Genomic DNA, 11,001 nt, shown 5'->3' with positions numbered 1-11,001 from the left:
CCAAACGTGAAGGTAAAAGATGATCAAGCTGAGATTTTTTTCGTCAGATGCCCCACCAGAAAATCGATAAACACCCGAGTCTTTTGTGGCACCCGCCGCGCCGAGGGGTAGACCACGTTGACGCTGATGGGCGGCGCCTGCCATTCACACAGCACCGGCACCAGGCGTCCGGCCGCCAGGGCCTCTTCGACGATGAAATCCGGCAGCAGGGCGATACCCATGCCGGCCTCGGCGGCCTGGGCCAGCAGGTCGCCGTTGTTGGCGTGCAGCGGCCCGGTGACGTGCACCCGCTGGGTGTCGCTGCCGTTGCTCAGTTGCAGGCTGACGCCGCTTTGCAGGTAGCCGTAGTTGAGGCACTGGTGGCTGCTGAGGTCCTTGGGCTGGAGGGGAGTGCCGGCTCGGGCCAGATAGGCGGGGGAGGCCACCATGATCCGCGGTGCCGGCGCCAGCTGCCGGGCCACCATCGACGAATCCGGCAGGCTGGCGATGCGCAGGGTGACATCGAAACCGCCGCGCACCGGGTCCACCTGCTGGTCGCTGAGCACCAGTTGCAACTCGATCAGCGGGTGCTGTTCATGGAACAGCGGCACCAGCGGCCCGAGCCGGCGCAGGCCGAAGGACATCGGCGCATTGACCCGCAACACCCCGCGCAGTTCGGCGACGCCGTCCCGGGCTCGTTGTTCGGCCTCGTCCAGGGCTGCCAGTACCTCCCGGGCGTTTTCGTAGTACTCGGCGCCGGCCTCGGTCAGGTGCAGGCTGCGGGTGGTGCGCTGCAGCAGTTGCACGCCGATGGCCTCTTCCAGGGCCTGGATCTGTTTGCTGACCTTGGAACGGGGCACATCCATGGCCCGGGCGGCGGCGGCAAAGCCGTTCTCATCAACGGTGACGACAAAAGCGCGCATGCATTCGATACGGTCCATGATTGTCCCTAATTTGGAATCAATGATTCCCGATTTTAGGGAATTGTTCCGTTTTCGACCAGGGCCTAAATTAGCCACCAAGCCGGACGCAAAGAGGCGCAAGCGGCGCCATCAGCCGGTCATGTTCGACCCTCACTCTCTGACTGCAAAAGGAACGCGCCATGTCCATTCGTGAATTGCTCAACCCAGCCAACTCCGCCCTGATCCTCATCGACCACCAGCCGCAGATGGCCTTCGGCGTGCAATCGATCGATCGCCAGACCCTGAAGAACAACACCGTGGCCCTGGCCAAGGCGGCCAAGATCTTCAACGTGCCGAGCATCCTCACCTCGGTGGAAACCGAGAGCTTCAGCGGCTACATCTGGCCGGAACTGCTGGCGGTGTTTCCCGGCCAGCAACCCATCGAACGCACGTCGATGAACTCCTGGGAGGACCGCAAACTGGTGGAAGCGGTGAAGGCCACCGGGCGCAAGAAGCTGGTGATGGCCGCGCTGTGGACCGAAGTCTGCCTGACCTTCCCGGCCCTGGAAGCCCTGGCCGAAGGCTATGAGGTGTACATCGTCACCGACGCCTCCGGCGGCACCAGCCAGGAAGCCCACGACATGGCCGTGCAGCGGATGATCCAGGCCGGCGCGGTGCCGGTGACCTGGCAGCAGGTGCTGCTGGAGTACCAGCGTGATTGGGCGCACAAGGACACCTACGAGGCGGTCATGGGCCTGGTGCTGGAGCACAGCGGCGCCTACGGTATGGGCGTGGACTACGCCTACAGCATGGTGCACAAGGCGCCGCAACGTCAGCTGTAGGAGCCGGCTTGCCGGCGAAAAAGCCAGGACCTGATGTACCGGACGCCGTCGGTGTCCGGTGTTTATCTCTCGAACATAAGGACATTTGACATGAGCACCTTCATCACCCGCGACGGCACCGAACTCTATTACAAGGACTGGGGCAGCGGTCAGCCCGTGGTCTTCAGCCACGGCTGGCCCCTGAGCGCCGACAGCTGGGAATCGCAGATGCTGTTCCTGGCCGACCACGGCTACCGCGTCATCGCCCATGACCGACGCGGCCACGGTCGCTCCAGCCAGCCCTGGCACGGCAACGACATGGACACCTACGCCGATGACCTGGCGCAGTTGATCGAGCATCTGGATCTGCGTGAGGCGGTGCTCCTGGGGTTCTCCACCGGCGGTGGCGAAGTGGCGCGCTACATCGGCCGCCATGGAACCGAACGCGTGGCCAAGGCCGGGCTGATCTCGGCGGTGCCGCCGCTGATGCTCAAGACCGAAGCCAACCCCGGGGGCCTGCCGCTGGACGTGTTCGACGGCATTCGCGCTGGCGCCCTGGCCGATCGTTCGCAGCTGTACAAGGACATCGCCAGCGGCCCGTTCTTCGGCTTCAACCGTCCGGGGGCCAAGGTGTCCCAGGGCATGATCGACAGCTTCTGGCTGCAGGGCATGCAGGCCGGGCACAAGAATGCCTACGACTGCATCAAGGCCTTCTCCGAAACCGACTTCACGCAAGACTTGAAACGTTTCGATATTCCGACCCTGGTGGTGCATGGCGACGATGATCAGATCGTGCCCATCGACGCAGCGGGCCGGGCTTCGGCCAAGCTGATCGCCAACGCCCGACTGCTGGTCTATCCCGGTGCGCCCCACGGTCTGACCGACACCCACAAGGAGCGGCTCAACCACGATCTGCTGACGTTCATCCAGCAACCTTGAGCTTAACTGTGACGCGCGGGTGCAGCGCTGCTGCGCCCGGCGCGATCTCCTTTCGGACGCTGGAGCCCTCTGATGAATATCGAACTCACCGACGGTGTCGTGACCTTGCTGGTGCGCCACCGGATCAAGCAGGGCCAGGACCAGGCCTATGAAATCTGGCTGCGGCAGATCATCGCCAAGGCCCGCAGCTACCCGGGGCACCTGGGCATCGACGTGGTCCGTGGCCACAGCGGCGGCCTCGGGCTGTTCACCAGCGTGCTGCGCTTTGCCAGCACCGAGCAGTTGCAGAACTGGCTGGACTCCGCCGACCGCCGCGAGCTGGTGCAACAGGCCCAGCACCTGCTGGCCGACGGCGACCAGACCGAAATCAACGCCGACCGCGAATTCTGGTTCACCCCTCAGGACGGCGCTACGCCGACCCCGCCACCGCGCTGGAAACAGGCCTGCGTGACCTTCCTGGTGATTTTGCCGCTGAGCTTCCTGGTGCCGCAGTTGTGGAAGCCGGTGTTTGCTCAACTGCCCTGGCTTGGCGGCTATGTGCCGGCCACGGTGCTGATCACCCTGAGCATCGTGCTGCTGGTGGTCTACGTCTTCATGCCCCGGGTCACGCGCTTGTTCAGCCGCTGGCTGCAACCGCGCAGCGCGGCCTGATTCCCTCATTCCTTTGTTTGGAGCAATGCCATGCAAGCCAATGCAATTGCCGACCTGATTCTGTTCAATGGCCGCCTGCACACCGTGGACCGGGCCAAGCCCCAAGCCAGCGCGGTGGCGATCAAGGACGGACGCTTCATCGCCGTGGGCAACGACGCCGAGGCCATGGCCCTGCGTGGTGCGGCAACCCAGGTCATCGACCTGATGGGGCGCACGGTGATCCCCGGGCTCAACGACTCGCACCTGCACCTGATCCGCGGCGGACTCAACTACAACCTGGAACTGCGCTGGGAAGGCGTGCCATCCCTGGCCGATGCCCTGCGCCTGCTCAAGGAACAGGCCCTGCGCACCCCAGCGCCGCAGTGGGTGCGAGTGGTGGGCGGCTGGAACGAATTCCAGTTCGCCGAGAAGCGCATGCCGACCCTGGAGGAACTGAACCAGGCGGCGCCGGACACCCCGGTGTTCGTCCTGCACCTGTATGACCGGGCCTTGCTCAACCGCGCCGCGCTGCGGGTGGTGGGCTACGACCGCAACACGCCGAACCCGCCCGGTGGCGAGATTGTCCGCGACGGCAATGGCAACCCCACGGGCATGCTGATCGCCCGGCCCAACGCGATGATTCTGTATTCGACCCTGGCCAAGGGGCCCAAGCTGCCGCTGGAATACCAGGTCAACTCGACCCGCCAGTTCATGCGTGAGCTCAACCGTCTCGGGGTCACCAGCGCCATCGACGCCGGTGGCGGTTTCCAGAACTACCCGGACGACTACCAGGTGATCAACGAACTGGCGGCCAAGCAGCAATTGACCGTGCGCATCGCCTACAACCTGTTCACCCAGAAGCCCAAGGAAGAGCTGGCGGACTTCAAGCACTGGACCTCCAGTGTCCGCTACGGCCAGGGCGACGACTTCCTGCGGCACAACGGGGCAGGGGAGATGCTGGTGTTCTCCGCCGCCGACTTCGAGGACTTCCTCGAACCGCGTCCCGACTTGCCGCAGACCATGGAGCAGGAGCTGGAACCGGTGGTACGCCACCTGGTGGAGCAGCGCTGGCCATTCCGCCTGCACGCCACCTACGACGAATCCATCTCGCGGATGCTCGACGTCTTCGAAAAGGTTGATCGCGACATTCCCTTCAACGGCTTGCCGTGGTTCTTCGATCATGCGGAAACCATCAGCCCGAAAAACATCGAGCGGGTCAGGGCCCTGGGAGGTGGCATCGCGATCCAGGACCGCATGGCCTTCCAGGGCGAATACTTTGTCGAACGCTACGGCGCCAAGGCCGCCGAGATGACCCCGCCGATCCAGCGCATGCTCGCCGAAGGCATTCCGGTGGGTGCCGGCACCGACGCCACCCGGGTGTCCAGCTACAACCCCTGGACTTCGCTGTACTGGATGGTCAGCGGCCGCACGGTTGGCGGCCTGGAGCTGTATCCCCAGGGCTTGAGCCGCGACACCGCGCTGGAGCTCTACACCCATGGCAGCGCCTGGTTCTCCTCGGAACAGGGCAAGAAGGGCCAGATCAAGGTCGGGCAACTGGCGGACCTGGTGGCCCTGTCGGCGGACTACTTCAGCGTCGAGGAAGAGGCGATCAAGTGGATCGAATCCCTGCTGACCCTGGTGGACGGCAAGGTGGTTCACGCGGCCGGCGACTTCGAAAAACTGGCCCCGCCGAGCCTGCCGGTAACCCCGGACTGGTCACCGGTGGCCAAGGTGCCAGGGCACTGGAAACCCAACGCACCCTTGCAGAATCAGGTGCACCAGTGCAGCGGACCCTGCGCGGTGCATGCCCACGGACACCAGAAGGCGCGCATGTCGAATGTGCCGGTGAGTGACTTCCAGGGGTTCTGGGGGGCGTTTGGGTGTTCGTGTTTTGCGTTCTGAGCTGTAGGAGCCGGCTTGCCGGCGAAGTCGTCCTGAAGGTCAGTTTCGCTGGCAAGTTGGAATGAATAAAAAGGGCGCCCTTCAAGAGCGCCCTTTTTTATGTTGCAGCCACTAGTTATTTATTCATTAACGTATTGACCGCACTACTCAGCAAAACCGATCAATAACCCGAACTTCCGATTTGTCCCGCAGCGACTGCCATTCGGTTTTCAGGGTCTCCAGTACCCGGCCGATGAAGTCCTTGTCGGCAGCGGCTTTCTTACCGACGTAGCCCTGGCCGCGGCGGTACATCTTCAGGCGGGCCGCCAGCTCCCGGTTGTTCTGGTCGAACTCTGCTTCATGGCTATGGGGCGACAGGCAGTCGATGTGCACTTGGCCCGACTTGGCAATCCACAGGATGTGGCTGTCGTGGCTGTCTTTCTGTGCAGCGAACATACGTGCCAATTCATCAATAGTGGGTTGATTATTAAGATTCATTTGTAGCCCCCTTGACCATTTGTCGATCTATCTAAGTTGATTCGCTAATTCATCTTGCTACGTCGGTAAGTTGAACCCTGATACCGGAAACAGGGCGACAGAGGGTGTCTGTCGGATACAGATAAGGCCCAGAGCCTGATGCGTGTAGTTGCCTTGATTAACTGCTACGCAATAGCGTCACAACGAAGAGAAGCAGCGTAAACCTGGATGAAGCTGCCGACATTCCCACCATCGGCCACAAGCATCTTGAAGAGTTTTCGCCGGCTTCCAGTCCTTGTTCTGGACGATCAATGCCAGGTCAGTTTCATCAATCTGCCTTGTGGGCAGTACACATCCGGGTCACAGCTCGGCGGTCAGACGAGCTTGCTCATAACACCTTTGCCTCGTCCCCCGATCGGGGAGACGTCTGCATCATGCAAGGGCGAAAACTTCGCGTCAACGGTTTTGTAGTGAATATTTTCAAGCACTACATGTTGTCTGACAAAAGCGGCAAAGCCATCATCCAGACACCCCATCGCCGATCGGGGCAGGTAGAATCGGCGCCTTGAAACGGCTCTGAGGTTGCAGTGGTGGATGTACAACAAGGCTTCGTCCTGACCCGGCACTGGCGCGATACGCCGGCGGGCACGGAAGTCGAATTCTGGCTGGCCACCGACCAGGGCCCGCAGCGGATCCGCTTGCCGTTGCAGACTTCCGTGGCCTTTGTTCCGGCGGTGCAGCGTCCTCAGGCCGAACGCTTGCTGGCGGACGACCCGGACGTCGAGCTGCGCCCCCTGCAACTGCGGGACTTCCACCAACGCCCGGTACTGGGCCTGTACTGCCCGCAGCACAATCAGCTGATGCGCCTGGACAAGACCCTGCGCCGCGCCGGCGTCGAGGTGTTCGAGGCCGATATCCGCCCCCCCGAGCGCTACCTTATGGAGCGTTTCATCACCGCCCCGGTTTCTTTCGGCGGCCTGCCCGGGCCCGACGGCCTGTTGCTGGAAGCGCAGATGAAACCGGCGCCGGACTATCGGCCAACCCTCAAGCTGGTGTCCCTGGACATCGAAACCAGCGAGCGCGGCGAGCTCTATTCCATCGCCCTGGAAGGCTGCGGCCAGCGTCAGGTGTACATGCTCGGCAAGGCCCGGGAAGACGACAGCCCGGTGGATTTCGACCTGCAGTTCTGCGCCAGCCGCGAGCAGTTGCTGGAGCAACTCAACCACTGGCTGGCCGAGCACGACCCCGACGCGATCATCGGCTGGAACCTGGTGCAGTTCGACCTGCGGGTGCTCCACGAACATGCCCGGCGCCTGGCGGTGCCGCTGCGCCTGGGGCGGGGCGGCGAGGAAATGCAGTGGCGCGAGCATGGCAGTCGTACCCACTATTTCGCCTCGGCCGCCGGCCGCTTGATCATCGACGGCATCGAGGCTCTGCGGTCGGCGACCTGGAGCTTTCCCTCCTTCAGCCTGGAAAACGTCGCCCAGACCCTGCTGGGGGAGGGCAAGTCGATCGACAACCCCTACCAGCGCATGGATGAAATCAACCGCATGTTCGCCGAGGACAAGCCGGCCCTGGCCCGCTACAACCTCAAGGACTGCGAACTGGTGACGCGGATCTTCGCCAAGACCGAGCTGCTGACCTTCCTCCTGGAACGGGCCACGGTCACCGGCCTGCCCGCCGACCGCAGCGGCGGTTCGGTGGCGGCCTTCACCCACCTGTACATGCCGCTGATGCATCGCCAGGGCTTTGTCGCGCCCAATCTGGGCGAGCTGCCGCCCCAGGCCAGCCCCGGCGGCTTTGTCATGGATTCACGGCCCGGGCTCTACGAGTCGGTGCTGGTGCTGGACTACAAGAGCCTGTATCCGTCGATCATCCGTAGTTTCCTGATCGACCCGGTGGGGCTGGTGGAAGGCCTGCGCCAGCCGGACGAGGAGCATTCGGTGGCGGGCTTTCGCGGCGCGCGCTTCTCCCGTACCCGGCACTGCCTGCCCGCGATCGTGACCCGGGTCGCCGAGGGTCGCGAGGTGGCCAAGCGCGAGCACAATGCGCCACTGTCCCAGGCCTTGAAGATCATCATGAACGCCTTCTACGGGGTGCTCGGCTCCAGCGGCTGTCGCTTCTTCGACCCGCGCCTGGCCTCATCCATCACCCTGCGTGGCCACGAGATCATGGCCCGCACCCGGCAGTTGATCGAAGCCCAGGGCCATCAGGTGATCTATGGCGACACCGACTCCACCTTCGTCTGGCTCGGCAGCCTGCATGACGAGGCGCAGGCGGCGCTGATCGGCCATGCCCTGGTGGCCCACGTCAATCAGTGGTGGCGCGAGCATCTGCAGCAGGAGTACGGCCTGGAAAGCGCCTTGGAGCTGCAGTTCGAAACCCACTACAAACGCTTTCTGATGCCCACCATCCGCGGCGCCGAGGAGGGCAGCAAGAAGCGCTACGCCGGCCTGGTGCAGCGCGCCGATGGCAGCCAGGAGATGGTCTACAAGGGCCTGGAAACCGTGCGCACCGACTGGTCGCCCCTGGCCCGGGAATTTCAGCAGGAGCTGTACCGACGGATCTTCCACCGCCAGCCCTATCAGGGCTATGTGCGCGATTACGTGCAACGCACCCTGGCCGGGCAATTGGACGACCTGCTGATCTACCGCAAGCGCCTGCGCCGGCCGCTGGACGACTACGAGCGCAACGTGCCGCCCCATGTCCGCGCCGCGCGCCTGGCCGATGACTACAACCGCGCGCAGGGCCGGCCGTTGCAATACCAGAACGGCGGCTGGATCAGCTACGTGATCACCCTGGCCGGCCCCGAACCTCTGGAAAACCGCCGCGCCGCCATCGACTACGAGCACTACCTGACCCGGCAGCTGCAGCCGGTGGCGGACGCCATCCTGCCGTTCGTGCAGGACGATTTCAGCACCCTGGTGGGTGGCCAGATGGGGCTGTTCTGAGGCGCCTCAATCGACCACGAACAGCTTGGCCCCCACAGTACTGAACGAGCGGTGCGGTTCGGCGTTGTCCGCCACCTGGTAGCTCATGCCTGGGGTCAGCACGAAGCGCCGGCCGTCCTCCAGTTCAGTGTGCAACTCGCCTTCCAGGCACAGCAGGATGTGGCCCTTGGAGCACCAGTGGTCGGCCAGGTAGCCGGCGCTGTATTCCACCATGCGCACGCGAATCTCGCCGAACTGCCGGGTGCGCCAGAAGGCGCTGCCGGTTTCGCCGCGATGCTCGGTGGGTTCGATGCTGGACCAGTCGGTGGTGGCGAAGGGGAGTGCGTTGATGTGCATGCGCGGCTCTTGAGGTTGAGGGAGAAAGGACTGAGGGCGACTCAATCGTCCACGGCTTCGCATAGACCACTGGCGCCGTGCTTGTCGGTGTACTTCACGGTCACCGAATCGTCGTCTTCGACGTTGATGGCCAGGGTGATTTCCGCGGTCTTGACCTGGAAATGCCGGTCATCCACGGCGTTGCTCTTGACCACCTTGCCGTTGATGTAGATCGGCCCGCCCTGGTCGGCGCTGACCGCCAGATTGCCCGGGCAGGACACGTTGAACAGCGGAACGCCTTCGGCGTGGGCAGCGCCGCAAAAGATCATCAAAGTGCCCAGCAGCAGGATATTGCGCATCGCGGCCTCCTCATGGAACAGCGGCGGGGCAGGGCTTGGCGTGAGCGTTTTCTGCCTCCGATTGCTGCTTAGCCTATCCGCTGTCGCAGCGGCGCGCGAGTGGAATATTGACCCCGGGCCAGAGCGCTTTCGGACGATTGTCGGACAAAAAAAACCGTGGACTGCAAGTTGACGAATGTGTCAGGTTTTCCGCGCCTCAACGGGCGAGTGACAGGACGATCTCGCAGGCGGGGTCGTGTCTGTTCTATCGGAAAATTTTTGTCTTGAACAAGGACGTAGCAATGTCAAAGACACTCTCGCAAATCAACGCAAACGCGATCCTTCCCGACGCAGCGGCCAGCAGTGCCTACCTGCAGGTCCAGACCTTCAGCCACCTGTATGACCGCGGTGGCAGCGCACTGGTGAACGGCAAGCCATCCTTCACCGCCGATCAGGCGGCGGATTCGATCCTGCGCAAGGGGCTGTCCTGGCACGACCAGAATGGCGACGGCAAGATCGACCTGACCTACAGCTTCCTCACAGAAAAACCGGCCAACTACAACCCGGCCCTGGGCAGCTTCAGCGAGTTCAGCGCGCTGCAGAAAGCCCAGGCGCTGTTGTCCCTGCAGTCCTGGTCGGACGTGGCCAACGTCACCTTCAGCGAGGCTGCCAAGGGCGGCGATGGTCACATGACCTTCGGCAACTACAACGTCAGCACCGGCGGCGCGGCCTTTGCCTACCTGCCATCCGGCGGCAGCTATGACGGCCAGTCCTGGTACCTGATCAACGACCAGTACCGGGTCAATGAAACCCCGGGCAATGGCAACTACGGCCGCCAGACCCTGACCCACGAGATCGGCCACACCCTGGGCCTGTCCCATCCGGGCGTGTACAACGCCGGCAATGGCAACCCCACCTACAAGGATGTCACCTACGCCCAGGACACCCGCGGCTACAGCCTGATGAGCTACTGGAGCGAGGGCAACACCGGGCAGAACTTCAGCAAGGACGGCAGTGGCGCCTACGCTTCGGCACCCCTGCTCGACGATATCGTCGCGGTGCAGAAACTCTATGGCGCCAACCATGAAACCCGCGCCGACGACACGGTGTACGGCTTCAACTCCAACACCGGGCGAGATTTCTACAGTGCCCACTCCAATGCCGACAAACTGGTGTTCGCGGTGTGGGACGGTGGCGGCAACGACACCCTGGACTTCTCCGGTTTCACCCAGAACCAGAAGATCAACCTCAACGAGGGTGGTTTCTCCGACGTGGGCGGCCTGGTGGGCAACGTCTCCATCGCCCACGGCGTGACCGTGGAAAACGCCATCGGCGGCTCGGGCAATGACCTGCTGATCGGCAACGCCGTGGCCAACATCCTGGAAGGCGGTGCCGGCAACGACATCCTCTACGGCGGTGGTGGCGGCGATACGCTGTGGGGCGGGGCAGGGGCCGATACCTTCGTGTTCGGCGCGGCCTCGGATTCGACCTTCGACGCGCCGGACTGGATCATGGATTTCGTCAGTGGCGAGGACAAGATCGACCTCAGCGGCCTGTTTGCCTCCACCGGCGCCACTCTGAACTTCGTCAGCGGCTTCACTGGCCACGCCGGCGACGCGATCCTCACCTACTTCGCCGAAACCAACCAGACCAGCCTGATGATCGACCTCACCGGCCATGGCGCGGTGGACTTCGCCGTGGGCACCGTGGGCCAGGCGGCCGTTACCGACATCATCGCCTGATCGATCGGAAACAGTGGAGCGGCGCG

10 protein-coding genes are annotated in these 11,001 nt (G+C 63.4%); 6 read left to right on the top strand and 4 right to left on the bottom strand.

The genetic code is table 11. From position 1 onward, the window contains the following. Window positions 1-23 precede the first annotated feature (23 nt). Complete coding sequence (locus BLV47_RS17445; RefSeq protein WP_092315579.1) at window positions 24-920, bottom strand: LysR family transcriptional regulator; 897 nt, start codon at window positions 918-920, stop codon at window positions 24-26. Between the two features lie 161 nt (window positions 921-1,081). Here BLV47_RS17445 and BLV47_RS17440 point away from each other — a divergent pair, with 161 nt between their 5' ends. From BLV47_RS17440 to BLV47_RS17425, 4 genes are all read left to right on the top strand, one after another. Further along, window positions 1,082-1,723 (top strand): hydrolase, encoded by a 642-nt coding sequence (locus BLV47_RS17440; protein ID WP_092315577.1) that lies wholly within the window; start codon window positions 1,082-1,084, stop codon window positions 1,721-1,723. Window positions 1,724-1,813: 90 nt separating this feature from the next. Then, a complete protein-coding gene (locus BLV47_RS17435) occupies window positions 1,814-2,641 on the top strand; it encodes an alpha/beta fold hydrolase (protein ID WP_092315575.1) in 828 nt (275 codons plus the stop codon). A 72-nt stretch (window positions 2,642-2,713) separates the two neighbouring features. Continuing rightward, entirely contained in the window at window positions 2,714-3,292 is a 579-nt protein-coding gene (locus BLV47_RS17430) for an antibiotic biosynthesis monooxygenase (protein ID WP_092315573.1), read from the top strand. A 30-nt stretch (window positions 3,293-3,322) separates the two neighbouring features. Next, on the top strand, window positions 3,323-5,173 hold the full coding sequence (locus tag BLV47_RS17425; RefSeq protein ID WP_092315572.1) for an amidohydrolase: 1,851 nt from the start codon (window positions 3,323-3,325) through the stop codon (window positions 5,171-5,173). A gap of 147 nt (window positions 5,174-5,320) precedes the next feature. Here BLV47_RS17425 and BLV47_RS17420 read toward each other — a convergent pair whose 3' ends face one another. Continuing rightward, window positions 5,321-5,650, bottom strand: a complete 330-nt coding sequence (locus BLV47_RS17420; RefSeq protein WP_092315570.1) for a hypothetical protein — start codon at window positions 5,648-5,650, stop codon at window positions 5,321-5,323. A 569-nt stretch (window positions 5,651-6,219) separates the two neighbouring features. Between BLV47_RS17420 and BLV47_RS17415 the strand changes: the two genes are divergently transcribed. Beyond that, the gene (locus BLV47_RS17415) at window positions 6,220-8,580 is read left to right on the top strand and encodes a DNA polymerase II (RefSeq protein ID WP_167365670.1); all 2,361 of its coding nucleotides are present in this window, start codon (window positions 6,220-6,222) and stop codon (window positions 8,578-8,580) included. Between the two features lie 6 nt (window positions 8,581-8,586). On the opposite strand, the gene BLV47_RS17410 is transcribed toward BLV47_RS17415, so the two are convergent. Beyond that, window positions 8,587-8,916, bottom strand: coding sequence for a DHCW motif cupin fold protein (locus BLV47_RS17410; RefSeq protein WP_092315566.1), 330 nt, complete (start codon window positions 8,914-8,916; stop codon window positions 8,587-8,589). A 41-nt stretch (window positions 8,917-8,957) separates the two neighbouring features. Next, window positions 8,958-9,254: a hypothetical protein gene (locus tag BLV47_RS17405; protein ID WP_092315563.1), complete on the bottom strand. Its 297-nt coding sequence runs from the start codon at window positions 9,252-9,254 to the stop codon at window positions 8,958-8,960. A gap of 281 nt (window positions 9,255-9,535) precedes the next feature. On the opposite strand from BLV47_RS17405, the gene BLV47_RS17400 reads away from it, so the two are divergent. Continuing rightward, on the top strand, window positions 9,536-10,975 hold the full coding sequence (locus tag BLV47_RS17400) for a serralysin family metalloprotease (protein WP_092315561.1): 1,440 nt from the start codon (window positions 9,536-9,538) through the stop codon (window positions 10,973-10,975). Window positions 10,976-11,001 lie beyond the last annotated feature (26 nt).

The organism is Pseudomonas saponiphila, from assembly GCF_900105185.1.
Classification (GTDB): Bacteria; Pseudomonadota; Gammaproteobacteria; order Pseudomonadales; family Pseudomonadaceae; genus Aquipseudomonas; species Aquipseudomonas saponiphila.
Note: the sequence above shows the minus strand (reverse complement) of the source record. Positions and strands in the feature narration are given on the sequence as shown.